Origin of the sequence: Pyxidicoccus trucidator, assembly GCF_010894435.1 — a bacterium.
GTDB lineage: Bacteria > Myxococcota > Myxococcia > Myxococcales > Myxococcaceae > Myxococcus > Myxococcus trucidator.
The window spans coordinates 20,364-46,233 of the sequence record NZ_JAAIXZ010000026.1 but is presented as its reverse complement, the minus strand read 5'-3'; the positions used below and the strand labels follow the sequence as shown (position 1 = coordinate 46,233).

At 72.3% G+C, this 25,870-nt stretch carries 21 protein-coding genes and 2 riboswitches; of the genes, 17 read left to right on the top strand and 4 right to left on the bottom strand.

The window, feature by feature from the left end:
• Positions 1 to 18 precede the first annotated feature (18 nt).
• The 4 genes from cysK to G4D85_RS43710 all read right to left on the bottom strand — a co-directional run bounded on the left by cysK (position 19) and on the right by G4D85_RS43710 (position 2,435).
• Entirely contained in the window at positions 19 to 933 is a 915-nt protein-coding gene (cysK, locus tag G4D85_RS43725; RefSeq protein WP_164020233.1) for a cysteine synthase A, read from the bottom strand.
• Positions 934 to 1,235: 302 nt separating this feature from the next.
• Positions 1,236 to 1,649, bottom strand: a complete 414-nt coding sequence (locus G4D85_RS43720; RefSeq protein WP_164020232.1) for a cupin domain-containing protein — start codon at positions 1,647 to 1,649, stop codon at positions 1,236 to 1,238.
• A gap of 190 nt (positions 1,650 to 1,839) precedes the next feature.
• Positions 1,840 to 2,190 (bottom strand): ComEA family DNA-binding protein, encoded by a 351-nt coding sequence (locus G4D85_RS43715; RefSeq protein WP_164020231.1) that lies wholly within the window; start codon positions 2,188 to 2,190, stop codon positions 1,840 to 1,842.
• On the bottom strand, positions 2,187 to 2,435 hold the full coding sequence (locus G4D85_RS43710; protein ID WP_205525970.1) for a hypothetical protein: 249 nt from the start codon (positions 2,433 to 2,435) through the stop codon (positions 2,187 to 2,189). The genes G4D85_RS43715 and G4D85_RS43710 overlap by 4 nt, the downstream gene beginning before the upstream one ends.
• Positions 2,436 to 2,715: 280 nt before the next feature.
• Between G4D85_RS43710 and G4D85_RS43705 the strand changes: the two genes are divergently transcribed.
• The 17 genes from G4D85_RS43705 to G4D85_RS43625 all read left to right on the top strand — a co-directional run bounded on the left by G4D85_RS43705 (position 2,716) and on the right by G4D85_RS43625 (position 25,855).
• The gene (locus G4D85_RS43705) at positions 2,716 to 3,987 is read left to right on the top strand and encodes a dipeptidase (protein WP_164020229.1); all 1,272 of its coding nucleotides are present in this window, start codon (positions 2,716 to 2,718) and stop codon (positions 3,985 to 3,987) included.
• A 128-nt stretch (positions 3,988 to 4,115) separates the two neighbouring features.
• Entirely contained in the window at positions 4,116 to 4,766 is a 651-nt protein-coding gene (locus G4D85_RS43700; RefSeq protein ID WP_240359859.1) for a hypothetical protein, read from the top strand.
• A 46-nt stretch (positions 4,767 to 4,812) separates the two neighbouring features.
• Entirely contained in the window at positions 4,813 to 5,088 is a 276-nt protein-coding gene (locus G4D85_RS43695; protein WP_164020227.1) for a hypothetical protein, read from the top strand.
• A gap of 120 nt (positions 5,089 to 5,208) precedes the next feature.
• Positions 5,209 to 5,736: an FHA domain-containing protein gene (locus G4D85_RS43690; RefSeq protein ID WP_164020226.1), complete on the top strand. Its 528-nt coding sequence runs from the start codon at positions 5,209 to 5,211 to the stop codon at positions 5,734 to 5,736.
• 6 nt (positions 5,737 to 5,742) lie between these two features.
• A riboswitch (cobalamin riboswitch) is annotated at positions 5,743 to 5,989 on the top strand.
• A 59-nt stretch (positions 5,990 to 6,048) separates the two neighbouring features.
• Positions 6,049 to 8,259, top strand: coding sequence for a TonB-dependent receptor plug domain-containing protein (locus G4D85_RS43685; protein ID WP_240359858.1), 2,211 nt, complete (start codon positions 6,049 to 6,051; stop codon positions 8,257 to 8,259).
• Positions 8,234 to 9,844: an MXAN_6577-like cysteine-rich protein gene (locus G4D85_RS43680; RefSeq protein WP_164020225.1), complete on the top strand. Its 1,611-nt coding sequence runs from the start codon at positions 8,234 to 8,236 to the stop codon at positions 9,842 to 9,844. Before G4D85_RS43685 ends, G4D85_RS43680 begins: the two co-directional genes overlap by 26 nt.
• A 28-nt stretch (positions 9,845 to 9,872) precedes the next feature.
• Positions 9,873 to 10,778, top strand: coding sequence for an ABC transporter substrate-binding protein (locus tag G4D85_RS43675; RefSeq protein ID WP_164020224.1), 906 nt, complete (start codon positions 9,873 to 9,875; stop codon positions 10,776 to 10,778).
• Positions 10,779 to 10,886: 108 nt separating this feature from the next.
• A complete protein-coding gene (locus G4D85_RS49075; protein WP_205525968.1) occupies positions 10,887 to 11,366 on the top strand; it encodes a hypothetical protein in 480 nt (159 codons plus the stop codon).
• Between the two features lie 67 nt (positions 11,367 to 11,433).
• The gene (locus tag G4D85_RS43665) at positions 11,434 to 12,513 is read left to right on the top strand and encodes a FecCD family ABC transporter permease (protein ID WP_164020223.1); all 1,080 of its coding nucleotides are present in this window, start codon (positions 11,434 to 11,436) and stop codon (positions 12,511 to 12,513) included.
• Between the two features lie 62 nt (positions 12,514 to 12,575).
• A riboswitch (cobalamin riboswitch) is annotated at positions 12,576 to 12,784 on the top strand.
• Between the two features lie 141 nt (positions 12,785 to 12,925).
• Entirely contained in the window at positions 12,926 to 14,230 is a 1,305-nt protein-coding gene (locus G4D85_RS43660) for a hypothetical protein (RefSeq protein WP_164020222.1), read from the top strand.
• Positions 14,227 to 14,997 carry a cell surface protein gene (locus G4D85_RS43655; RefSeq protein WP_164020221.1) on the top strand — a complete coding sequence of 257 codons (771 nt, stop codon included), beginning with the start codon at positions 14,227 to 14,229 and terminating at the stop codon, positions 14,995 to 14,997. The genes G4D85_RS43660 and G4D85_RS43655 overlap by 4 nt, the downstream gene beginning before the upstream one ends.
• On the top strand, positions 14,994 to 15,527 hold the full coding sequence (locus G4D85_RS43650; protein ID WP_240359857.1) for a QcrA and Rieske domain-containing protein: 534 nt from the start codon (positions 14,994 to 14,996) through the stop codon (positions 15,525 to 15,527). Before G4D85_RS43655 ends, G4D85_RS43650 begins: the two co-directional genes overlap by 4 nt.
• Before the next feature lie 165 nt (positions 15,528 to 15,692).
• Positions 15,693 to 17,381, top strand: a complete 1,689-nt coding sequence (locus G4D85_RS43645) for an FHA domain-containing protein (RefSeq protein ID WP_164020220.1) — start codon at positions 15,693 to 15,695, stop codon at positions 17,379 to 17,381.
• Positions 17,382 to 17,474: 93 nt separating this feature from the next.
• Positions 17,475 to 21,014 (top strand): serine/threonine-protein kinase, encoded by a 3,540-nt coding sequence (locus G4D85_RS43640; protein WP_164020219.1) that lies wholly within the window; start codon positions 17,475 to 17,477, stop codon positions 21,012 to 21,014.
• A 4-nt stretch (positions 21,015 to 21,018) separates the two neighbouring features.
• Positions 21,019 to 21,801, top strand: coding sequence for an ABC transporter ATP-binding protein (locus G4D85_RS43635; RefSeq protein ID WP_164020218.1), 783 nt, complete (start codon positions 21,019 to 21,021; stop codon positions 21,799 to 21,801).
• 87 nt (positions 21,802 to 21,888) lie between these two features.
• Complete coding sequence (locus G4D85_RS43630; RefSeq protein WP_164020217.1) at positions 21,889 to 23,580, top strand: carbon starvation CstA family protein; 1,692 nt, start codon at positions 21,889 to 21,891, stop codon at positions 23,578 to 23,580.
• Positions 23,581 to 23,614: 34 nt separating this feature from the next.
• Positions 23,615 to 25,855, top strand: a complete 2,241-nt coding sequence (locus G4D85_RS43625; protein WP_164020216.1) for a fused MFS transporter/spermidine synthase family protein — start codon at positions 23,615 to 23,617, stop codon at positions 25,853 to 25,855.
• Positions 25,856 to 25,870 lie beyond the last annotated feature (15 nt).

The following is a 25,870-nucleotide window of genomic DNA, read 5'->3' as shown; positions in this document are numbered from 1 at the left end:
CGTTGACGCGGTGGGACGTCAGGCGAAGAGCGTCTCGATGGAGAGGTAGCGCTCGCCGGTGTCGTAGTTGAAGGTCAGCACGCGGCTGCCGTCGGGAATCTCGCCCAGCTTGCGGTGTACGGCCGCCAGGGACGCGCCCGAGGAGATGCCGAGGAAGATGCCCTCCTCCTTCGCGGCCCGGCGAGTGAAGTCGAAGGCCTCCTCCTCCGGAACCTGGACGATGCCGTCCAGCAGCTCCGTGCGGAGGACCTTGGGGATGAAGCCCGCGCCGATGCCCTGGATGGGGTGGGGGCCCGGCGCTCCGCCGCTGAGCACGGGGGACTTGGTCGGCTCCACCGCGAAGACCTTCAGCTTCGGGAAGCGCTCCTTGAGGATTTCCGCCACGCCGGTGATGTGGCCGCCCGTGCCCACGCCCGTAATCAGGTAGTCGAGCCCCTCGGGGAAGTCCTGGAGGATTTCGCGCGCGGTGGTGCGGCGGTGGACCTCCACGTTGGCGGCGTTCTCGAACTGCTGGGGAATCCAGCTGTTCGGCGTCTGCGCCGCCAGCTCCTGGGCGCGGGCGATGGCGCCCTTCATGCCCTGGGCGCGCGGGGTGAGCTCCAGCTTCGCGCCGTAGGCGGCCATGAGGCGGCGGCGCTCGATGCTCATCGACTCGGGCATGACCAGCGTGAGCGGATAGCCCTTCACCGCCGCCACCAGCGCCAGTCCGATGCCCGTGTTCCCGGACGTCGGCTCGATGATGATGCTGTCCTTCGTGAGCACGCCCCGGGCCTCGGCGTCCTCAATCATCGACAGGGCAATGCGGTCCTTGATGCTGCCACCCGGGTTGGCGCGCTCCAGCTTCGCCCAGACCTCCACCCGCGAGGGGAACAGGCGGTTGATGCGCACGTGCGGGGTGTTGCCGATGGTCTGGAGGATGTTGGCTGCCTTCATCGCGGGGCCTCGTGGTGGGAAGGGGACTTCAGGACGTGAAAATGGAAGCGGCCCGACACCTCGTTGGAGGGCGGGCCGCGCGAGCGACGGGAGAGTTCAGGAACGCGTTACGCGCTCTCCCGGGGCTCGGGGCCCGCCAGACAGCAGCAGGCACACGCCACGCGGCAGCAGCAGCAGCACTGAGCGCCAGTCGTGGGGAGCGGGAGGAACATTCACCCGTCACTATGTCCGTCGAGAATGGGGGCCGTCAATCCCGGGACGGCACTGACCCCTGCTCTGCGCGCACGGGAGGACCCCTGGCGTCACCTGGGCCGGTTCAGGGTTCCTTCCCCCGGCGTTACGAAGACCAGCGAGCAGTGACTGGAGATACGCGCCGTGTGCCAGACGCCGCGCGGCACGCGGACGAAGTCCCCTGGCGCCTTGAGCGTTACGCATTGTTCCTGTCCATCCACTTCGAGCACGAACTCGACGGTTCCCGCGACGAGAAACACCACCTCGTCGCCCGCCGGGTGCATCTCCCACGTCGGCCAGTCCTCGGTGGAGTCGAGCTGCATGAGCAGGCGCCCGGCGTCGAGCCCGGGTCGCTCGCCGCTGCCAAGCTCCTGCCAGAACGTCGGTGTCACCTCGACGTCGGCCGCGGACTTGTCGTCGCGCAGGTGGACGTACGTAGAGCTCAGTGACTTCGCCGCACCCTTCGGGGCTGCCGGCTGACTCACGCTGTCACTCATGGGGATTCCCTCTCGCTTCGAGCATACCGGCGATGTACCGCCGTGCCCTCGGACCGGCTTGTACGAACTTTACCTGTACCTCGTTGGCGCGAGGACCCACGACAGGGCCGCCGCCCCAGGCCACGAGAGGAAAAGTCCCGGGCGGCGGCCCCCTTTGCCGGAGTTCTGATTCAGGAGTTCAGTTGTTCGTGTCGACCACCTCCTTTCTCTCGGAAGGGGCGGGCACCTGCTCCACCCTCAAGTTGGTGGGCCCCACGAGGGCCAGGTGCGCCTTGAGCTTGAGGAACTTCTTCTTCCCGAAGCCCTTCACCCGCACCAGCTCCTCCACCCGCTGGAAGGGCCGCTTCTTGCGATGCTCGATGATTCGCTGCGCGGCCTTCTCACCGACGCCCGGCAGCAGGTCCAGCTGCTCCGCCGTCGCCTCGTTGAGGTTCACCGTGCCCGAGTACTGCGTGCGCAGCTTGCCGGCCTCCGCGACGCCGGGCCCGCACAGCAGCAGGCCCAGCACCACCGCCCACAGCCCCCTCACGAGTGGCCACCCACGGGCATCGAGTCCAGGCCCGACTCCCCCGCGTACCGGCTGCCCGCCGCCGCCGCGTCCCGCTTCTCCGCCGCCTCGCGCACGTGCAGCTTCCCGTCCAGCGGCAGCACATCCAGCAACACGTTCAGCGAGCCGTCCTTGTTCACGAAGGCGCTCCCCGCCCGCACCCAGATGCTCCCGCCCTTGCCCTCACGAATGGAGAACACCGCCAACCGCTTTCCCGCCGTAAGCATCAACCACCTCCACGCTCCTCACCGCGCCACCACGGCGCGGCTGCCTCGTCAGCTCGACCGCCTGAGGTCGACGGCTGCATGAGCAGGCGGCGTGCCAGCGCGCCTTCCCTCGGAAGCACCCGCCAGGCACCGTGCAGGTTCGTGAAAGCCGTCCCGCTGGCAGGACGGGCGTGGATGCTCCAGTGGCTTCTCAGTGGACGAGAGCGGGCTGCTCGGCGCGCTTCATCCTGTCAGCGCCCCATGGGAGAGTCCCCGCGTCCGTTCTTCCCGAGGTGCCCGCGTGAATCGCTCCGTCCTCGCTTCCGTGCTCCTGCTGGGGGCTCCCGCTCTCGCCGCGACGCCCGCTGCTCCCGCCGCTCCGCCCACGCAGGTCTCCGCCAAGGCCCGCGCCGTCCACGAGTCCGCGCTCATCATCGACACCCACGTGGACACGCCCCTTCGGATGCTCGAAGAGGGCTTCGACCTGGGCTCGAAGCCGCCCAATGGCGCGGGCCACCTGGACCTCACCCGCGCTCGCGCCGGCAACCTGGGCGCCGCCTTCTTCTCCATCTGGGTGGAGCCGAAGGAGTTCGCAGGCCAGCACACCCACCGCGCCCTGCGCCTCATCGACGCCGTGCTCCAGCAGGTGGAGCGCCACCCGGATGAGATGGTGCTGGCCCTCTCCTCGAAGGACATCGTCGCCGCGCGCGCGGGCAAGCGGAAGAAGCTCGCCACGCTGATGGGCGTCGAGGGCGGCCACGCCATCCAGAACGACCTGGGCGTGCTGCGCGACTTCTACCGCCTGGGCGCGCGGTACATGACGCTCACCTGGTCCAACTCCACCGACTGGGCCGACTCGTCCGGCGACATCAATGACCCCAAGGTGAAGCACCATGACGGCCTCACTCCCTTCGGAGAGGAGGTCGTCCGCGAGATGAACCGGCTGGGCATGCTCGTGGACATCTCCCACGTGGCCGACTCCACCTTCTTCGACGTGATGAAGGTGACGAAGGCGCCGGTCATCGCGTCGCACTCGTCCGCCCGCGCGCTCACCGACCACCCGCGCAACATGACCGACGAGATGCTCAAGGCCGTCGCCACCAACGGCGGCGTCGTCATGGTCAACTTCTTCTCGGCCTTCATCGACGACACCTTCCGCAAGGGCTACGCCGCCGCGGCTCCCGAGCGGCGGGCCGCCATCGAAGCGCTGGAGGCGAGCCTCAAGGACGCCGACCCCGCCACGCGCTTCCGCAAGTCCCAGGAGGCCGAGTTCGAGTGGGCCGCCAAGGTGAAGCGGCCTCCGCTCGACGCGCTCATCAACCACATCGACCACATCGCCAAGGTGGCGGGCGTGGACCACGTGGGCCTGGGCTCGGACTTCGACGGCATCACCTCCACGCCGGAGGGCCTCGAGTCCGTGGCCGACCTGCCCCGCATCACCGAGGCCCTCATGGCCCGGGGCTATACCCGCGAGCAGCTCCACAAGATTCTCGGCGGCAACCTGCTGCGCGTCTTCCGCGAGGCCGAGCGCGTCAGCCGCGAGCTGCGTGCGTCCCCGGGTGTCCAGCGCTGAGGGGAGAAACCCGCCTCCCGTCAACCCACCCCTACCGTGCGTCAAGGATGCGGGCCGGCGGCCCCCCTGGGCCTTCCCCCACCGCGTCCCCGGGCGCTAGCGTCCGGGGCATGGCATCGGGCAGTGGGTTGCTTCGGTTCGGATTCGTGGTGGCGCTCCTCGTCGGCCCGGCCTCGCTGGCCGAGGAGACGTCGCCTCCACCCGTGACGGAAGTTCCGGAGTCTCCGCCCTCGGCGCAGGTGGCGCGCTCTTCCGTGCAGTGGCAGCTGATGGTGGGCGGCCTGGCCTCGCTGGATGGGTACACCCCATCAGGCCACCAGGGACTGCTGCTCGGGTCGGGGTGGGAGTTCCCGCTGCTGCGCTTCCGCTTCCAGTTCCTGGCGGGCCTGCCGGACGACATCTTCGACCCCCGCACCCAGGTGAAGCTGGAGCAGTACACCTTTGGCTTCTGGCTGGACGCGGCGGTGCTCCGCACCCGGCGCCTGCGGTGGGGCGCGGGCCTGGGCGCGGGCCTGCGCGTCTTCGCGCGGTCCTCCTTCCCCCTGTTCGGGGGCGTCCAGCCGGCGAAGCCGCGCTTCATCCCCTCGCTCCTCACGGGCCCCGATACCTCCGTGCGCTGGCGCCTGTCGCGCTTCTTCGCGGTGGAGGGCACCGCCGCGATGGATGTCGTCTTCGGCCGCCCCATCCTGGGCTACGTCACGGACGACGGCTTCCAGCCGCTCCACCGTGGCTGGGCGGTGCAGCCCCGGTTGACCCTCGCGTTCGTCGTCCTCCCGTGAGCGCCCCGATGGCACTCCTGTTCCTCCTGCGCGAAAGTAGAGGACGATGAATCGCCTTCCCTCCGTTCCGCGTTCCCGCTTCGTCGGCGCACGAGGGCTGCTCCTCGCGGGGCTCCTGGCGTGGGCGGTGGGCTGTGCCGTGGAGGACCCGGTCGCCTACATCCTCTCCCCGGACTCGGGCTCGGGCCCGCTGTCCACGGACGATGAAGGACCGGACGGGCAGTGGGCTCCGTCTCCGGACGAGGGCTTCCTGCCCGACTGTGCCCGGGATGTGGCTGACGCGGGCGTGCCGTGCGGCGACGCGGGAGTGGTGGCGGAGTAACGCTGCGCCTGCCCGCCGGGGTGGTTGCGTCCGCCGAAATTCCGAGCACCGGGGGGTGTCCGGTTGGAACCCCCATGCACAGGTTCGCTCCGCCGCTTCTCGCGCTGGAGGAACCAGCCCGTGCTCCATCGCCTGTCCACCCTGGTTTCCCAGTTGCTGGCCGACCGTGACGCGCTGCTGCGCACCCTCCGCTGGCCCGTGCTGGTGTGGGAGGCGGTGCCCGCGCTGCCGACCACCGTGACGCAGACGCAGGGCCTCACTCAGACGGGGCGCAGGCCCCAGGCCCGCTCGGTGGAGCCGCTCGTCTTCGAGGTCCGCCCGCGTCCGCGCACCGGCACGTCCGAGGTGACGGTGGGCCGAAGCTCCGAGTGCGACATCGTCGTGTCGGAGCCCACCGTGTCCCGCATGCACGCGCGTTTCCGCCAGGAGCCGCACACCGGCATGTGGAGCGTCACGGATTTGGAGAGCCACAACGGGACGTTCCAGGACGGGGTGCTGATTCTCCCGGGCCGGCCCGCGCCGCTGTTCCGCCAGGCCTCGCTGCGGCTGGGCGGTGTGGAGTTGTTGTTCCTCCAGGCGGAGGCGTTCGAACAGTATGTCCGCTCGTCCGCGCTGCGTCCCCCGGCTCGCTTGACGCGCGGGGGGTGACCCCCTAGAAGGGGTGCGCCCTTGGGTGCCCATGTCGGGCTTTCAAGAGGGAAGCCGGTGAGATTCCGGCGCGGTCCCGCCACTGTGAACGGGCAGCCCTGAGGTCAGGGCCGGGGACTTCGGTCAGTCGCCACTCCGGCAGCGGCCTCGCGGCGCTTCGGGGGAAGGCGGAAGGCCCCTTCCGGAATGGCGCGGCGTGCGCCTGACTCCGGAGCCCGTCAGCCAGGAGACCTGCCCAGGGGTTCGACCGTGCCATGCAACGGCACGGGCGGGTGGCCTTCTCTCTTCGATGGAGAGAGCGGAAGGCGGAGCATGCGGTGGACCTTCCTCGCCAGGGCCGTGGCGTGCCTGGCGCTCAACATCCCGCTCGTCGCGCACGCACAGGCTCCCGAGGCCGATGGCGGGGTGCCCCCTGCTGCCTCCGAGCCGGCCGCTGCGTCCGAGCCGGCTGTTGCGTCCGAGCCGGCCGCTGCCTCCGAGCCGGCTGTTGCCTCCGAGCCGGCTGCTGCCTCCAAGCCGGCCGATGGCGGGATGCCGGCCGCTGCCTCCGCGCCGGGTGATGCCCCCGCTGTTGAGTCCGAGCCGTTCGCTCCTCGCACCACCGTGGTCCGCGGGAAGACGCCCCCGCCTCCGGAGTCGCCGGAGCGTCGAGACCCCACCGGCGCCATCACCGTCATCGACGCTCGCGAGCGCGCGGGTGAGGCGCGTGACACGGCGGAGCTGCTCGTGGGCTCCGTGGGGCTCGCGGTGCAGGACTCCGGTGGCTACGGGCAGAGCAAGAGCCTGGTGGTGCGCGGTGCGGCGGCCAACGGCGTGCTCGTGTTCCTGGATGGGATTCCCCTCAACGGCGCGGGCGGCATGGCGGACCTGTCGCAGATTCCCGCCGCGCTGGTGGAGCGCTTCGAGGTGCTGCGCGGTGGCGCGGGCGCGCGCTATGGCTCGGGAGGACTCGGCGGCGCGGTGAACATCATCACCCGCGCGCCCGGTCCGCACCTGCGCACCAGCGGCGAGGTGACGTACGGGAGCTGGGACACGGTGCTGGGCCATGTGGCCGCCACGGGCCCGCTGCTCGACGGACAGGCGCTGTTGTTGGTGCATGCGGGGCGCTCGGACGGGGACTTCACGTACGAGCTGGACGAGCTGCCCGCGGTGGACGACAACCCGCTCGTCTCCGAGCTGCGCGCGCGCAACGACGCGCGGGGTGGCGGTGGGCTGCTGCGCTACCGGCGGCGGCTTCCCGGAGGCTCACGCCTGGATGCGCTCGCGGAGCTGTCGCTGGAGGACCGCGCCATCCCCGGCACCGTGCAGAACCCACAGTCCTCCGGCAACCAGGAGCTGGGCCGACTGGCGCTGGGCCTGCGCTGGTCGGGACTCCTTGGCGCCGTGGGGCAGGGCAGTGCGCGAGGCTTCTTCCAGCGCAACGGGCTGGAGGTGACGGGAGCCCTGCCGGGCGCGGGCGGCGTGCAGCGGCACTCGGTGGGCGGTGTGGAGCTGGAGGGACGCCGGGCGTTGGGGGACATGCAGGCGCTCACCGTCACGGTGGCCTCCTCCGCCGAGGGTGTCACCGAGGCGCAGGACGCGCAGTCCGCGTCATGGTGGCGCGCGAGCGTCATGGCGATGGACGAGGTGCGGCTCCTCGGCGGCGCCGTGAGTGTGGTGCCCTCGCTGCGGGTGGAGCGCGTGGGTCCGTACTGGCTGCTGTCCCCGAAGCTGGGCGCGGCCGTGTCACCAGGCGGCGGCTTCAGCCTGCGCGCCAACGTCGGCCAGTCCCACCGTGCGCCGTCCTTCCTGGAGCTGTACATCCGCCAGGGCACACTGCTGCCCAACCCGGGACTCAAGCCCGAGCGCGCCCTGTACGCGGACGCGGCGGTGTCCTGGCGCTCCGACGCTCGCGCGGGCGAGGAGGACGACGCGGAGCCCCGCTGGAGCGCCACCGCGGGGGTCTTCGGCGCGCTGTACGAGAACCTCATCGCGTATGAGCTGTACCCGCCGCTGCTCGCGCGTCCGTACAACTTCGACGCCGCGCGCGTGTGGGGCGCGGAGCTGGAGGGCGAGGCACACCCGCTCCCGTGGCTGTCCGCCAGCGCCAGCTACACGTGGCTGCGCACGCAGAACCGTTTTGGAGACCCGCGCTTCTTTGGCATGGACCTGCCGTACCGCCCCCGCCACAAGTGGGTAGGGCGCGTGCGCGCGGGCCCGGACTGGCTCAACGCCCGCACCGAGGTGCTCTACCAGGCCTCGCAGCTCGTCAACCGCACCGGCTCGCGCAGCCTGCCCTCGCGCGCCCTGCTGAGCGCGGGCGCTTCCAGCACCTTCCTGCACAAGCCGGACCTTACCCTCTCCGTCGAGGTGAAGAACCTCCTCGACGTGCGGGCCTATGACTTCACCGGCTTCCCGCTGCCGGGCCGCGCCGCGTACGTGACGCTCGCGGTGGCGCTGGACCGGGAGGGCTCCGCGCCCTCCACCTCATCCGCCTCTCCTACCCCCGAGGAGCCTCATGCCGCGCTGGCCTCGTCCCCTTGAGCCGCTCCTCCCGCTGCTGCTGGTGGCCCTGGCGGGCCTGACGCTCACCGGCTGCCCGGACGAGGGCGTGGTGTGCACCTCGGGCCTCAGTGTCTGTGGCGAGACGTGTGTGGACCTCGGCGGTGACACGTCGAACTGTGGCGCGTGCGGCAATGCGTGCGGCGCCGGGCAGTCCTGTCAGCAGGGCGCGTGTGAGTGCCGCCCCGGCACGGAGTCCTGCGGCGGCGCGTGCGTGGCCACCGCGAGCGACGTGGCCCACTGCGGCGCGTGTGGCAACGCGTGTCCCTCCGGCCAGGTGTGCGAGACAGGGACGTGCCGCGAGGGCTGCTCGGCGGGCGCGACGCGGTGTGGAGACTCGTGCGTGGACCTCCGGGCGGACACGTTGAACTGTGGCGCTTGCGGCAACGCGTGCCCGGACGTGCAGTCGTGTCACGCGGGCCGGTGCGCGTACGACGTGGTGACGGCCTGCTACACCAACGGGCAGTTGGTGGGCATCCAGGCGGGGACGGATGCACTCGGGCCCCGGCGGCAGTTTGGTGCCGGAGTGCAGTCGCTCGCCGCGTGGGAGGGCTTCGTGCTCGCCGCGGACGCGACGAACTCCCGGCTGCTCCAGGCCGCGGGCGGTGAGCTGGGGGCCGTGGTGGAGGAGGACTCGCTGGGCGCGACGGCCGGCTCGCCCAATGACGTGTTCGTGGACCCGCCGTATGTCTACGTCGTCGACTCGGTGAACAACACGCTCCAGGTGCTCAAGCGCGAGGGCCCCACCCAGGGCGGCGGCCTGGGCCTGCGCACCGTGTCGCAGGTGAACCTGGGGCGGAACACCAGCCCGCAGGGCATCGCGAAGTGGGGCACGCTGCTCTACGTCCCGTTGTTCGGCACCGCCAGCAATGACTTCGCTTCCGGCAACGCGGTGGTCCGGCTGGACGTCTCCAACCCCGAGCAGCCGAGCAGGGTGGACACGATTCCGCTCACCGGGTTGGACTTGAAGTCCTTCGACGGCGGCACGGTGCTGCCGCTGCCGTACTCGGTGGCGGCGACGGACGGTGGCGTGTACGTGGCCCTCACCAACCTCAACCCGTACAACAACTACCTGCCCAACGGGCCGGGGATGCTCGCGCGCATCGACCCCGCGGATGGTGGGGTGAGTGCCATCGACCTGGGCGCGGAGGACTGCCTCAACGCCGGCTATGTGGAGGGAGTGGGGGAGCAACTCGTGGTCGCCTGCCTGGGCGAGGCCCGACTCGACCGTGCGAATGGCGGCCTCGCCGACTCCGTGCGCGCCACCGGACTGGTGCTGGTGAAGGACGACGTGGCCGTGGCGTCCTACGCGCTGAGCCCGGGTTGCGAGCCTGGCACCCAGGGCTGCCGTCTCGCCGTGGCCAGCCGCTTCGCCGTGGCGGGAGGCGCCGTGTATCTGGGCGACACCAACGCGGGCCGCGTCTTCGTGGTGGAGGTGGAGGACGGCAGGCTCGTGGAGCGCCGTGGCCACACGACGCCCCAGGCGCGAGGCCCGGCCCTGGAGGCGTGCCCCGTGGACCCTCGCCGTCCCGTGTCCAATGCCATCGACGTCACCGCGCTGCCTTGAAGTTCCCGAGGGTGAATCCACCGTGAGAATGAACCTGCGCTCTTCCAGCTTCCGCGTCCCGTGGCTTGCCGTGCTGGCCACCGTGCTGTGCCTCGTCACGGGCTCGGCGGGGGCGGCCAGTGCCCCCACGCACCAGGGGCCTCGCACGCTGGGGCCGCCGGCTCCGGCCCGGGTGCGACGCGTGGTGACGCTGGCCCCATCGCTGACGGAGATGGTGCTCACGGTGGGGGCGGGCAGCACGCTGGTGGGCGTGTCTCGCTTCGACGAGGCGAAGGAGGTGGAGAAGCTCCCCCGCGTGGGCGGCTTCGTGGACCCGTCCGTCGAGTCGGTGGTGGCGCTGAAGCCGGACCTCGTCCTGGTGCAGCCGGGTCCGGGCAACCAGCGCCCCGTGGAGAAGATGGCGGAGCTGGGTGTGCCCGTGCTGCTCCTGCCGCTGCACTCCGTCGCGGACGTGCTCGCCGGCATGCGCGCGGTGGGCGTGGCGCTCGGCCGGCAGAAGGAGGCGGAGGCCGTCGTCTCCCGCATCGAGGCCACGCGCACTCGCGTCCGCGAGGCCGCGAAGAAGCTCCCCGCGCCGCGCGTGCTGTTCGCCTATGGCTTCGAGCCGCTCGTGGTCGCCGGCCCTGGCTCCTTCGCGAATGAGCTGCTGAAGGACGCGGGGGGCATCAACGTGGCCGCGGATGGAGGCTCCGCGTATCCCGTGTACTCGGTGGAGCGCGTCGTTCGCTCCCGTCCCGACGTGGTGGTGGACGCCGCGGACGTGGACGTGGGCAAGGACAAGCTGCGTGGGCTCCCGGGCCTGTCGGGCGCTCGCTGGGTAGAGCTGCCCTCGCTCGCGCTGCTGCAGCCCGGTCCGTCGCTGGGCCAGGGCCTGGAGGAGCTGTTCCGGCTGCTTCACCCGGAAGCGGCCGGGAAGGGTGGCGCGAAGCCCTAGCCGCACCGGGGCGTGCGGTGCCCTTCCGAACGGGTGATGCGCGGAGGGCTTTCGGGGCGGCGGCGACCGGAGTAGATGCGTGGCCGTCTCTCCCTGGAGTGCTCCCCCATGCTCCGCCGTCTGTCGTCACTCGTCGTCTCCGCGTGCCTCGTGCCGGTTGCCCTGGGCGCCTCGCTGCTGCCTGCCGACGGCCACGCGCAGGCGGCCTCGCCCTCGGCGCGCCCCGACGCTTCCACTCCCGCGCCGGCTTCCTCCCGGACCGAGGCGCGACCTCCAGCTCCCGCGCCGGCCGCGACGCCCACCCGGGTGGCTGCTCCGGCTGAGGCACCCGTGCGAGCTCCGGCTTCCCGCCCACCGGCCTCCACCCGCAAGGCCGTGCCCACCGAGTCGTCCTCGGCCGCCGTCGCCCCCTCGCCTCCGTCCCCCGCGCCCGTGCAGGCCGTGGAGTACACGTTCCTGCGCCGCGAGGACCCGGAGGCGGACCTCGCGCAGCTCCAGCAGCTCGGCGCCGAGGGGTGGCAGGTCGTCGCCACCGTCGACGTGGATGGCAGCACGCGGCGCTACGTCCTCATGCGGCCCAAGCGGTGACGGGGGTGGGCGCACGCATCCCGAGCCGTGACTCGCACCGCGTCCCTGGCGAAGGGAGGGGCGCGCCGTGACGAGCGCGGAGACACCCGTTTCGAGCAGAGGCGCGTATGGCTTCCGCGCCTCGCGAGTCCTCGCGCTCTTCTGTGCCTTCCTCGCGCTGCTGTGCGTCTCGTTCGCCGTGGCCGTGCGCTTCGGTGAGCAGCCCATCTCCCTCACCGCCGCGCTGACGGACCCCGCCTCCTCCGACGCGGTCATCTTCTGGTCCCTGCGCCTGCCCCGCGCGCTGCTCGCCGCCATCGTCGGCGCGGGGCTCGCCGTCTCGGGCACCACGCTCCAGGGCCTGCTTCGCAACCCCCTGGCCGACCCCTTCATCCTCGGTGTCTCCGGCGGGGCCGCGCTCGGGGCCACCCTGGCGCTCGCCGTGGGCCTGGGCACCGTGAGCGAGGTCGCTCCAGGCCTGGGCGGAGCGCTGGCCCGCCTGTCCGCACCCGCGCTGTTCGCCTTCCTCGGCGCGGGCGCCTCCATCCTCTTCGTTCTCTCCGCCAGCGGGGGCGCCACCGCCCGCGCGCCCTACGCCGCCCTCCTCACCGGGGTCGTCTTCAACGCCTTCGCCTCCGCCGCCATCACCCTCATCAAGACGATGTCCGCTCCGGAGCGGCTGGGCGAAATCCTCCACTGGCTCGTGGGGACGCTCGGCTATGAGCGCGGCAACACGCTGGCCCTGTCAGCGCTCCTCCAGGTGGCGGCGGTCGGCGTCATGTGGGCGCTGTCCGGCCGGCTCAACCTCCTGTCGCTCGGTGACGATGACGCGGCTTCGCTAGGCGTGCCGGTGAATGCCACCCGCCGCTGGCTGCTGCTCGCCTCCAGTGTCAGCGTGGCCGGCGCGGTGGCGCTCACGGGACTCATCGGCTTCGTGGGCCTCATCGTCCCGCACTTGCTGCGGCTGGCCTTCGGCCCGGACCAGCGGCTGCTGGTTCCGCTGTCCGCGCTGGGCGGCGCGGCCTTCCTCCTGCTCGCGGACCTGCTGGCGCGGCTGGCCTTCCCCCTCTTCAACCAGGACCTTCCCGTGGGCGTCGTCACCGCGCTCCTCGGAGGTCCGCTCTTTCTTGGCTTGCTGCGGCGAAGCGTGCGGCTGGGGCAGACCTGAGAGGGTGTGCCACCGGACGGGGGCGGCCTGTCCGAGCATTGACAACGCCCTCTACCCGCCGTACTTCCCCGCCAGTCCTCGGTGCCTCCGTGATTCCACGGCGGCTCAAGGGAACCCGGTGTGAGTCCGGGACTGCCCCGCAGCGGTGAGCAGGAACGAACGCCGTCGAGCACGCACTGGCCCTCGGGCTGGGAAGCGGCGGCCAGTAGGTGGGTGCCTTCGGGCTCCCGCGCCTGCGAGTCCGAAGACCTGCCGAAGACCCGTGCCCCATGCACGGACATCACCGAAGCCTCCGAGGGGAGGCGACGGAGGCGTCCACCCCTGCGCACGTGTGTCCGGGGTGTGCCTTCGTCCCGCTCCTCGCTTTCGAGGCCCAACCCGCCCGTGGGGGCGGAGAGGAAGCTGGACGCCGATGAAGACCGCCGACCTGAAGCGCGCCGCACCCTGGACGAAGCCCGCGGCCCTCGCCGTGGCCACGCTCGTCCTGGCCCTGACCACCACCGGTTGCAATCCCGAGTGCGTCGACGCGTACGACTGCCGCAGCGACAACGGCCAGCCCCCCGAGGGCGAGCAGTGGGTCTGCCGCGACGAGCAGTGCGACACCGTCCCCCTCGAAGGCACGCCGCCGCCCGTGGACGCCGGGACGGACGCGGGCACGGATGCCGGGACGGACGCGGGCACGGATGCCGGGACGGACGCGGGCAACCCGTGCGACCCCGTTCCCCATGACGCGAAGCTGGGCACGCTGATGCTCCAGACGGGCTTCACGTCCGCCGAGTCCGTCGCCCTGCCGGACGACGTGGTGACGGTGGCGTCGACGCCCGGGCCCACGTACTCGCTCTACGCGCTGCGCGGCGGTGGCAAGGAGGCGGCGCTGAGCTCGCTGGGCACGTGGCCGGACCTGCAGACGGCCAACCCGAAGCTCTACGACGTCGTCACCGCCGCGGACCGCGCGGGCACTCCCATGGTGTTCGCCAACGGCTACCTCGCCTACGACGGCAAGCGGCTGGCCGCCGGGTACACGACGAGCAGCACGGGCTTCGCGGGCAACCTCGCCGTCTATGACGTGGCCACCCCCGCGGCGTCGACCTACGTCACCGCGGCGAGCAACTTCACCGCCGATGCCTTCAACCGGGACGGCACCACGGCGTTCCTGGTCAACGGCGCGGCCCTGGGCGACACGGCCAGCGGCCTGGGCATCTATGCGCTGCTCACGTCCCGCGAGCCGTTCGTGACGTCCAAGCTGGCCAACTTCCCTGACGGCACGACGGGCAGCGGCGTCACCCATGTGGCGGAGAACGACATCGCGGTGCTGGGCTACTTTGCTTCCGCTGGCAACAAGGCGCATGCGGTGCCGCCGACGGTGGTGGCCGACGCCCTCACCTCCGGCACGCCGTTCACGCTGGCCGACCAGCCGGAGATTGACGTGGGCAGCAACGCCAACGCCTCTTCGACCTTCGGCGAAGGCGTGGTGTTCAACCGCGGCGCCTACGATGCCTCCTTCAACTTCGTCTCCACCGACGTGTCCCGCTTCGCGCTCACGTTCGGCATCGGCGGCCCCCAGACTGTCACCATCGGCGAGCGCGTGCCCGTGCTCACCTACGACACCACCCAGTGCACCGCGGTGGAGCTGATGGCGCCCCTCGGCTCGGACCTGTTGGTGGGCCTGCGTGACAAGAACGGCCGCCGCCTCGTTCGCATCCAGCAGGCGCCATGAGCTCGCGCGGCTCCAGCCTCTGGCCCTGGGGCGCGGCGCTCGCCGTGCTCCTGTCGCTCGCCGCCTGCGGTGACGAGGACGGCCCCACCACGCCAGATGCGGGGACGGACCCTGCCGGGGACGCGGGTGCGGACAGCGGCACCGACGCCGGCACGCCGGACAGCGGCACCGACGCTGGAGTCCGCCCGTCGGACCCGTACGCCGACGAGGTGGTCTCCTTCGAGCCCGGTGAAGGCGCCGGCTTCGGACAGGACCGCTTCCCCTCCATCGTCCTCGGTCCTCCCGTGGGCGTGGGCCCCGACAACGGCTCGCTCGACGTGCTCTCGCTGGGCCGCGGGGGCACCATCATCCTGCGCTTCACCGACGTGGGCGTGGTGGATGGGCCCGGCGTGGACCTGCTCGTCTTCGAGAACGCCTTCGCCATTCCCGGCGGAGGCACCTACTCGGAGACGGGCGTGGTGGCGGTGAGCGACGACGGCGTCACCTTTCACCCGTTCCCCTGCGCCGCCACCGACGCGGACGGGGGCTACCCGGGCTGTGCCGGCGTCCGCCCCATCCAGGCCAACCCGGCCAACGGCGTCAGCGCCACGGACCCCGCGGTGGCGGGCGGTGACGGCTTCGACCTGGCCACCCTGGGCCTGTCACGCATTCGTTACGTCCGCATCACCGACAGCGGCGCCAACGGCTACGGCGGCACGGGCGGCGGCTTCGACCTGGACGCCGTCGCCGTGGTGAATGGGGAGCCCCTCCAGGGGACCCCGCCGTGAGCAGGACTCCGCCTGCCCCGCATATAAAGGAGGTGGACCGCCGCGCCGCGCTCCGCACCCTGCTGCGGGGCACCTGCGCCCTGGCCGCCGTCGGGGCCGGGTGTGGCGGGGAGTGGCGGGACGCGGTGGTGCTCGACGCGCCGGCTCCGGATGCCGGGGCGCCGGGCGCGGCCTGCTCCGGGGGGCCCACGCCGGGCACCGCCGGGGAGGGCTGGGTGGAGGTGCGGCTCGAAGAGCACCCCGGGCTCAGGGAGCCAGACGGGTTCGCCGAGGTGCGCGTCCCCCAGGCGCTGCTGGACGTGGTGGTGGTGCACACCTCGCCCGGCTGCTACGCGGCCCTCTGGCGCATCTGCACGCACGGGGACTGCGCCGTGGGGTGGAAGCCCGCCGACGGCGTGCTGGAGTGCCCCTGCCATGGCTCGCGCTTCGGGCAGGACGGCCGGGTGCTGACCGGGCCCGCCACCCGCCCCCTCACCGCCTTTCCGGCCGTGAGGGTGGGGGACTCCGTCTTCATCCACCGGCCCCGCTGACCCCGGGGCCGGGGGGGCGCCCACCTCCCCGAGCGCCCGGGCCGTACTCCCAGTCAAGGCGCGCGCCCGGAAGTCCCGCCGAGAGTCCGGGTAGACCCCGTGGAGACCCATGCCTTTTCCTCCCTCTCTCAAGAGTCGGGAGAGTCGTGTAATGTCGGGCAATCGATGTGGCAGATCATCATCAACGGGCCCGGCTACTTCGACACGTCCTACGATCTGCCCGAGGGCGTGACGAGTCTCGGCCGAGCGGACGAGAACGACATCGTCCTGGGCGGCGACCTCGTCTCGCGCCGTCACGCACGCCTCTATGTCGAGGGTGACGTGCTGCGCATCGAGGACCTGGGCAGCCGCAACGGCAGCCGCGTCAACGGCGCGCCGCTGCAGGGCTCGCGGCAGCTGTCGCCCGGGGACATGGTGGCGCTGGGGGAGAACACGCTCTCCGTCCGCCAGCCCAACACGGTGGAGAGCGCGGCCACGGAGATGGTGGACCTGGGCGCGGGCGGGGTGGTGCGCTTCGGCCACGGGCAGGACGTGGGCCCGTCCGTGCTGCTCGCGAAGAACGTGAAGGACGCGGACGTCCTGCGCCTGCTGGACAACGTGGGGTCCGTCCCCTTCGATGACTCCTTCTCCGGGTCCTCGCCGGTGCCGCCCACCGCCAGTCCCCGGGTGGGCCAGGAGTCGCTGGTGCTGCTGTTCCGCACCGCGGAAGCGCTGGCCTCCGCCACCACGCTGTCCGGCTTCCTGGACACCACCATGGACCGGCTGCTGGAGCGCACGGACGCCACCACCGCGGTGGTGCTGCTCAAGCACTCGTCCGGCGCCATGGTGCCCGCGGCGGTGCGGCACCGGGGGAAGCTGGCCAAGGGCGAAGTGCCCGTGTCGGACGCCATCGTCGAGGAGGCCCTGCGCCAGGGCCGCGCGCTCGCCGTGGACGACGTGCGCGACGACCGCCGCTTCGCCGGCCGCGAGAGCGTCATGCTCTACGGCGTGGACCGGGTGCTGTGCATCCCCATCGGCTCCGAGCCGCCCTATACCGGCGTCCTCTACGTCAACACCGCCGCCAAGGGCGACACCAGCGTGGAGGTGATGCTGGACGCTTGCAGCGCGGTGGCGCACCTGGTCGCCACCGGCGTGCAGAAGTTCGGCCCGCGCGAGAGCTCGCCCGCCACCGAGCGGATGCGACGCGCGCTGGAGCGCTACCACCCCGCGGACGTGGCCGAGCGCCGCGCCTCCGAGGCCCAGCGCCAGGGCGGCCGACTCCCCGGGCTGGAGGAGCGCAACGTCACCGTGCTGCACGCGGAGCTGGTGGGCTTCACCGAGCTGGCCGGGAAGCTCGGCGCGCAGCGGGCGTCGCAGATGCTCAACGACTTCCACTCGCGGATGACGGGCATCGTCTTCAGCTTCGAGGCCACGGTGGAGGGCTTCCTCGGCGAGTCCATGCGCGCCCTCTTCGGCGTGCCCTACGCCAAGGGCGAGGACTCGGTGCGGGCCGTCCGCGCCGCGCTGTCCCTGCGCTCCGACTGGGAGCGGGCCATGTTCCGGCGCCCCCAGGACGAGCGCTGCGAGCTGCGCATCGCCCTGCACACCACCCGCGCGCTGGTGGGGATGATCGGCAACGAGGTGCGCTCGGACTACACGGCCGTGGGCGAGGGCGTGGGAGTGGCTGGCTGGCTGGCTGCTACCGGCAACCCCGGGCAGGTGCTGATTACGGGCAAGGTCCTGGCCTCCGTGGGGGCCCGCTTCGACGTGCAGCCCCTGGGAGAGCGGCTCCTGCGCCCGCCCAAGGACCGGATGGCCGCCTTCGAGGTGCTCGAAGAGGATGTAGGCATGCTCACCAACCCGGGCCTGAGGTGAAAACCCCTCGCGGCCGGTTGACGGGTTGATGGAACGGGCCAGGACGGGGTTCAATGCCCTCCCCGCCGCCCCAGTGGTGCCTCCCCACACCGCATGAACGCCTCGAACCAACCCGCCCGGCTGAGACCCTTCAGGCCCCAGCCCTTTGGCCGGTACACGCTCCTGTCGCACCTGGCGACGGGTGGCATGGGGGAGATCTACCTCGCCCGCCTGGAGGGCGCGCAGGGCTTCGAGAAGCTCTGCGTCATCAAGAAAATCCTGCCGCAGCTCGCGGCGGACTCGGACTTCGTGGAGCGCTTCGTGGGCGAGGCGCGCACGCTGGTGCGGCTCAGCCACGGCTCCATCGCCCAGGTGCTGGACATGGGCCTCCACGAGGGCGAGGCCTACATGGCCCTCGAGTACGTGGACGGCAAGGACCTGCGCAAGGTGGCGGCGCGGGTGCGCGACAGGCAGTCGCCGCTGCCGCTCACGTTCATCCTCTACACCATGGGCCGGGTGCTGGACGCGCTCGCCTACGCGCACCGCAAGAAGGATGACGACGGGGAGGAGCTGCGGCTCGTCCACCGCGACATCTCTCCGCAGAACATCCTCATCTCCTACGAGGGGGAGGTGAAGGTCATCGACTTCGGCTTGGCGAAGAGCCGGCTGTCGGCGGCGAAGACGAACCCGAGCATCATCCTGGGCAAGTTCCTCTACATGTCGCCGGAGCAGGCGCGGCACCAGCCGGTGGACCGCCGCAGCGACTTGTACGCGGTGGGCCTGTGCCTCTACGAGCTCATCTGTGGGAAGAACCCCTTCGACAGCGTGCACCCCGGCGAGCTGATGACGGTGGTGGCGCAGCCGAAGATTGCCCCGCTGGACGAGGTGGAGCCGCTCACGCCGCGCGTGGTGACGGCGCTGGTGAGCAAGGCGCTGGCGGTGGAGCCGTCGCAGCGCTTCCAGACGGCGGAGGAGTTCCGCGGGCGCTTGCAGGCGTGCCTGATGGAGATTGACGCGAACGCGGGCCCGGAGAGCGTCAGCCGCTTCATGCGCGAGCTGTTCGCCGCGGACTTCCAGTCCGAGCGCCGGCTGCTGGCGACCCTCAAGGAGGTGCCGCGCGTGCCGGCCGGCGAGTCCTGGCCGGAGGAGGGGGGCCTGACGCCGCGCCCGATGATGCCGGCCATGCTGCCCGCGAAGACCATCCGCCTGGATGGGCCGGTGCAGCCGCTGTCCTTCCATCCCACGCCGCGCAGCCGCGAGGGCGGTGGCCCGGTGTCGGACGGCGAGACGCGTCCTGGCGTCATGGTGGACGAGTCCACCCGGCCCGCCTTCCCGCTGGAGGCGCTGGAGGAGGAGGCCCGCGCCCGCGCCGCCCGGCAGCAATCCGCCGCGGGCGAGTCCTCGTCCTCGGTGGAGGTGCGGCCGGAGGCCTTCGACCGCCAGCTTCCCGCCGAGCCGCCGCCCGCTCCTCGACCGCCCTCGATGACGCGCGAAGTGCCGATGGCGGTGCTGCCGCCGGAGGCGATTCCTCCCGCGCCCGAGCCTCGGCCCATGTCGCCGGACCTGCGCCCCACCGAGCTCGCGCTGCCCAGCGTCCAGCCCCGCCAGGTCCCCCCTGAGATGCCGTGGGATGACGGCGCCGAGGAGCCGCCCGCCGCCAGGATGGCGGAGGCGACCGACCCCCGGGCCGAGCCGCTCGCTCCCGCTCCGTCCGAGTCGCAGGCCCTGCGCGCCGCGGGGATACCGCCTCCGCCTCCTCCGCCGTCGCGCACGGGCATGCCGGCCGTCGCCTCCGCGTTCCCCGCGGTGGGCGCGCCGCAAGCGCCCCGCCCGCCAGCGGCACCCGCCCCGGTCTCCGCGACTCCTCGCGCGGGTGCACCCCAGGCGCACGCGCCGGTGCCGCCGCCCGCCGTGGCGCCCGCGATGATGCCGGCGCGTCCGGCGGTGGGCGCACCGCCTCCGCCCGCGGTGGTGCCGCCGCGTCCGGCGGTGGGCGTCGCCCCGCCGCCCGTCGCGCCCCCGGCGCCTGCTCCGTCCGAGTCGCAGGCCCTGCGTGCCGCCGGGATACCGCCTCCGCAGCGCACGGGCGCGGTGATGATGCCCGCCATCGCCGTGGCGGCGCCGGTGCCTCCTCCGCAGCGCACCGCGTCCCTGACGGCGATGCCCGTGGTGGCGCCGCCCCCGGGCTCCACGCCGTCCCGGGGCACGCCCCCTGTCACGCCCTCGGCCGAGCTGGACGTGGTGCCCGGTGTCGCCGAGTCCGAGGAGGACGCCTCCTGGGGCGCTTCGCCCGACAGCGGCGCGGAGGGCGGGGCCGACTCGGAATTGCCTGTCCTCACCCCGGAGCAGATGGGCCACGCCGAGGATGCGTCCCGGCCCGGCGAGGTGGACACGCACCCGCGCTTCGCCCGTCCGTCCCGGACCGAGCGGCACGAGGACACTCAGCCCCGCGTCGCGCGCGATGGCGACACGGACCCGCGCGTCCAGCAGCGTCACGACGCCACGCAGCCCCGAGTGGTGCTGGACGAGGCGCTCCTGCGCGACGTCGAGGGCACCTCCAACGAGCCTGACGAGAAGTCCGGGCCGAACCGCCCGAGGGGCGCGCCTCGCCGGCCGCGCACCGCCTCCGCCGTGGGAATCCCCGTGCAGGGGGGCGCGCGCCGCACGGGCCCCGTCGCCGCGATTCGCCCGGCGCCCGCGCCCGCGCCGGTGCGGATGGACGACGAAGACGAGGACGATGACGTCCGCGTGTCCCTCACCCCGCATGAGGAGACGCGCCGCACTCCCATTCCCGTCCGCCCGGGCTCGGAGCCTGGCGCGCGGCGCCCTGGAGAGGACACCCGCCGCACGGCGATACCGGCCCCCGGTTCCAGCCGCAAGGGGACGGGGGTGATGGCCGTGGGCCTCGTGGTGCTCCTGCTGGCGGGGGCCATCCTGACGCTCGCGCTCAGCCCCGCGCTCCGTATGTCGATGGGGCTGGAGCAGGGGATTCCGGACGGCCCTCCGCTGCCGAAGCCCATGGGGCCGACGCGCAAGTCGTCCCCCTCCTCGGGTGCTTCCAAGGCCGGCGGGGACTCCCAGGCCGCTCCCACCGAGGACACGGCCCCCTCAGCCGCTGCTCCCACCGAAGGCGCTCCCACCGAGGCTGCTCCTCCCGAGGCCGCTCCTCCCGAGGCCGCTCCTTCCGAGGCTGTCGAGCCCGCCCAGGTTGCGGCCGCCCCCGATGCCGCCGCCCCGAAAGCAGGGGAAGCACCCGCGCCCGTGGCCGAGGCGGCGGCCCCTGCTCCTGAACCCGCGGGCCCGCCCGAGGCGATTGCCGTCGACGACTCGGACCTCCTCGCGCCGCTTCCCTCGCCCGAGGCGCCCACGCAGAAGCCGGCCCAGGTGAAGCGTGCGCCAGCGGCGAAGAAGGTGCGGGTCGTTTCTCGCGGGAAGGAAGCCACGCCGCTCCAGCGCGAGTGGCGCGAGGCGAACGCGCTCTACAAGAAGCTCGAGTCCCAGTACTCCTGCATCCAGCTCGGCCTGTGGTGCAATCGGTATGAGGACATCCGCAGCGAGGTGGAGGCGGCCGGCGACGTCAACGACCCGGACACGCTGAAGAAGGTGAAGAAAATGAAGGTCCAGCTGCTGGCCAAACAGCGGGAGCTGGAATAGCCCCGTGACGCCGCTGCTCGTCACCCGGGCGCTGCACGCGGGCTACGGTCCGCGCCCCGTGCTGCACGGGGTGGACTGCGAGGTGCGCCCCGGCGAGCTGTGGGCGGTGCTCGGCCCCAACGGCACGGGGAAGAGCACGCTGCTGCGCGCGGTGCTCGGCGTGGTGCCCTGGATGCGCGGCGAGGTGCGGCTGTTCGGCCAGGAGCGCGCGGAGTGGGAGCCTCGCGCGCTGGCCCGGAAGCTGGCGTGGGTGCCGCAGACCTTCGAGCCGGCGGAGGGCTTCAGCGGGCTGGAGCTGGTGCTGATGGGCCGTGGCCCGTACCTGGGGCTGTGGGGCCTGCCCTCGGCGAAGGACGTGGCGCTGGCGCGCGCGGTGCTGGAGGAGCTGGGCGTCGCCTACCTCGCGGACCGGCCCGGCGAGGCGCTCTCCGGCGGCGAGCGGCGCATGCTGCTGCTGGCCCGGGGCCTGGTGCAGGCGCCGGAGCTGCTGCTGCTGGACGAGCCCACCGCCTTCCTCGACGTGGCCCACCAGGTGGGCACGCTCGCCCGGGTGCGCGCGCGCGTGGACGCGGGGCTGGGCGCGGTGGCGGTGCTGCACGACGTCAACCTGGCCGCCGCCTTCGCCACGCACGTGCTGCTGCTGCGAGACGGGAAGGTGCTCGCGCGGGGCCCGGCCGCCACGGTGCTGGAGCGGGACGCGCTGGAGTCCCTCTATGGCCTGCCCATGGAGATGGCGCTCGCCCCTTCCGGCGCACGGCTCTTCGCTCCCCGGGCGCCGCCGCGCTGAGTCGAGAGGCCTGCTCCGGCTGCCTGCTCGGCGCACCGTGACGCCGGGGTTTTGACAAGGGGCCTGGGTGCGGGAAAGCCTGGGGGCATGAGCCTCCCCCTGCTTGCCGGTGCCTTCCTGGCGGTGCTGGCCCTCGGCTATCGCTTCTACGGCGGCTTCATCGAGCGGCAGTTCCGCCTGGACGGCGCGGCGGCCACGCCCGCGCACACGCAGCGGGACGGCGTGGACTTCGTGCCCACGAAGCCCTTCTACCTGCTGGGGCAGCACTTCAGCGCCATCGCCGCGGCGGGCCCCATCGCCGGCCCCATCCTGGCGGCGCAGCAGTTCGGCTGGCTGCCGGCGCTGCTGTGGATTGTCGTGGGCTCGGTGTTCATCGGCGCCATGCATGACTTCGCCACGCTGGTGGCCAGCGTGCGGCACGGCGGGGTGTCCATCGCGGAGGTGGTGCGCGGCCAGCTGGGGCCCACGGCGGGCGTGGCGATGCTGGCCTTCATCTGGGTGACGCTCGTCTACGTCATCGTCGCCTTCACGGACGCCACCGCGTCCACCTTCGTCAGCGGCGACGTGGAGCTGACGGGTATCACCTTCCGCTTCAACCCGGGCGGCGCGGTGGCCTTCGCCTCGATTGCCTATCTGCTGCTGGCAATGGTGATGGGGCTGGTGGACCGCTTCCTCAAGCCGCCGCTGTGGCTGCAGACGCTCATCTTCGTTCCGGCCACGCTGGGGGTGGTGTGGCTGGGCACGCGCTACTCCACGCTGCTGGTGATGGACGCGAAGAGCTGGTCCGCGCTCATCCTCGCCTACTGCTTCGTCGCGTCGCTCACGCCGGTATGGGTGCTGCTGCAGCCGCGCGGCTACCTGGGCGGCTTCGTCCTCTACGCCGCGCTGGCGGTGGGCGTGGTGGGCATCTTCTACGGCGGCTTCACCGGCGAGGTGTCGATTCAGCAGCCGGCCTTCTCGGGCTTCCAGGTGCCCGGGGCCACGGGCTCGCTCTTCCCGTTCCTCTTCGTCACCATCGCCTGCGGGGCGTGCTCGGGCTTCCACGGGCTGGTGTGCTCGGGCACCACGTCGAAGCAGATAGACAGGGAGCCGCACTGCAAGCCGGTGGGCTACGGGGCCATGCTGCTGGAGGGCTTCGTGGCCCTCATCGCGCTGGCCACGGTGATGATTGCCACGAAGGGTGAGCTGATGGGCAAGGCGCCGGGCGCGGTGTATGGCGCGGGGCTGGGCCGCTTCATCGTCACGGTGCTGGGCCCGGAGTACCTGGTCATCGCCACCACCTTCGGCGCCATGGCCTTCTCCACCTTCGTGTTCGACACGCTGGACGTGTCCACGCGGCTGGGCCGCTACATCCTCCAGGAGCTGTCGAACCGGAAGGGGCGCGTCGCGGCGATGGTGGGCACGGCGGTGACGTGTGGCGTGCCGCTGGGCTTCGTGCTGCTGGCGGGCTCCGGGGCGTGGCGCTCGTTCTGGACGCTGTTCGGCACGTCGAACCAACTGCTCGCGTCGCTGTCCCTGCTGGGCATCTGCGTGTGGTTGAAGCGGACGAACCGGCCGTACGTCTACGCGCTGGTGCCCATGCTCTTCGTGGGGGCGGTGACGCTGTCCAGCCTGGTGCTGCTGGTGCGCGAGGCGCTGCTGCCGGCCAGCGCGGCGGCGGCGCGGGTCAACGGCGTGGTGGCGGTGGTGTTGCTGGCGCTGGCGCTGTCCCTCTTCACCGCGGGCGCGCGCGCCCTGTTTTCACGAGGGGGGCCCCAGGCCACCGCACCGGCGGTGTAACCTGACGTCCCCCGCCTTCCCCTGGCCCCACACCATGTTCCGCTACGCCCTGGCCATCTTCACGAGCGCGTTCCTGCTGTTCGGCGTCCAGCCGCTCGCGGGGCGCTATGCGCTGCCGTGGTACGGCGGCACGCCCGGCGTGTGGACGGCGTGCATGCTCTTCTTCCAGGTGGCGCTGCTGGGCGGGTACGCGTACGCGCACGGGCTGGCGTCGCGGCTGGCTCCCCGCACGCAGGCACGGGTGCACCTGGGGCTGCTCGCGGTGGCGGTGGCGGTGCTGGGCGCGCGGACGCTGTGGGAGGGCTCGCCGGTGGCGCCGGGGCCCGGATGGCGGCCGACAGGGACGGACCTGCCGGTGCTCCGGCTGCTGGCGATGCTGGCGGCCACCATCGGCCTGCCCTTCTTCGTGCTGAGCACCACCGGGCCGCTCTTGCAGTCGTGGTTCGCGCGCGCACGGCCGGGCCGCTCACCGTATCCGCTGTACGCGCTGTCCAACGTGGGCTCGCTGCTGGCGCTGCTCGGCTACCCCTTCCTGGTGGAGCCCTGGGTGGGGCGGGGCGCGCAGGCGTGGGGCTGGGGGGCGGGCTTCGTCCTCTTCGCGGTGGCGTGCGCGGTGTGCGCCGTGGACGTGCTGCGGAACGCGGATGCGCAGGTGGCGGTGCCAGTCACGGCGCCGGCCATGGAAGGGGGCCTCCCGGTGGACGCGAGCGGCGCGGCCGGCGAGGAGCCCCGTCCCGGCCTCCGGCTCACGCTGCTGTGGCTGGGGCTGAGCGCGTGCGCCTCGGTGCTGCTCCTCGCGACGACGAACCAGCTCTCCCAGGACGTGGCGGCCGGCCCCTTCCTCTGGGTGCTGCCGCTGGCCATCTACCTCCTCACCTTCATCCTCGCGTTCTCCCGCGAGTCCTTCTACTCGCGCGCCCTGTGCTCGGTGCTGCTCATCGCCTCGGGGGCGGGCGTCGCGCACGCGCAGACGGCCGGGCCTCACGCCGCGCTCGCCTTGCAGCTCGTCGCGTACTCGACGGCACTCTTCGCGGGCTGCATGGTGTGCCATGGCGAGCTGTACCGCCTGCGCCCCTCGCCGCGTCACCTGAGCGCTTTCTTCCTGTGGGTCTCCGCGGGCGGCGTGCTCGGTGGCCTGTTCGTCAGCATCGTGGCCACCGCGCTGTTCCGCGCCTACTGGGAGTACCCGCTGGCGCTGGGCCTGTGCTGCCTCGTGGCGCTGGTGGGCATGGCGCGCCAGCCCCCGGCGGAAACGCGGAGCCTGCACGTGCGGCGCATGCTGCGCGGGGTGATGCTCGCCGTCGTCGCGCTGAACCTGGTCATCACCGTGGGCCGCGAGCTGGGCCGGTCCAGCTTCAGCGCCCGCAACTTCTTCGGCGTGGTGCGGGTGATGGAGCAGAACGCGGACGACCCGAAGGCGCGCCTCTACAGCCTGCGGCACGGCGCCATCACCCACGGCTGGCAGTACGTCGCCCCCGAGCGGCGCAACCAGCCCACCACCTACTTCACGCGCGAGTCCGGGCTGGGCCTCGCCATCGCCGAGCAGCGCCGGCTGCGCGAGGCCGTGGGCCTTGCTCCGGGCCTGCGCGTGGGCGTGCTGGGGCTGGGCGTGGGCACGAGCGCGGCGCTCCTCGAGGCGGGGGACTCCGGCCGCTTCTACGAAATCAACCCGGTGGTCATCTCCCTGGCCGAGGGCGAGGGCGGCTTCTTCAGCTTCCTGAAGGACACGCCCGCGAACGTGGAGGTGGTGGAGGGCGACGCGCGCATCTCCCTGGAGCAGGAGCTGGAGCGCGGCGAGCCCCAGGCCTTCGACCTGCTCGCGCTGGACACCTTCTCCTCCGACGCCATCCCCGTCCACCTGCTCACCCGCGAGGCGGTGGCGCTCTACCAGAAGCACCTCGCGCCGCACGGCGTGCTCGCGCTGCACATCAGCAACGTGCACCTGGACCTGGTGCCGGTGACGCTGGCGCACGCGCGGGCGCTGGGCCTGCACTCGACGTTCATCTTCCACGAGACGTCGGAGGACGCGCTGCGCAGCAACTGGATGGTGCTCAGCCCGGACCGGGAGTTCTCCTGGGGCCCCACCTTCACCCAGGCCTCCGCGCGTGTGCGCCGCCTGGGCCTGCGCAGCGAGCCCGACTTCATCTGGACGGACGAGCAGAGCAGCGTGCTGCACGTGATTCGTCGGCAGGGCCCCGCGCCAATCGTCAAGGACGTGGAGCCCTCCTCCGGCCCTCCCGCACCGTCTCAGGTGTCGCAGCCAGAGCCGCAGTGACCCGGGTCTCGCGGC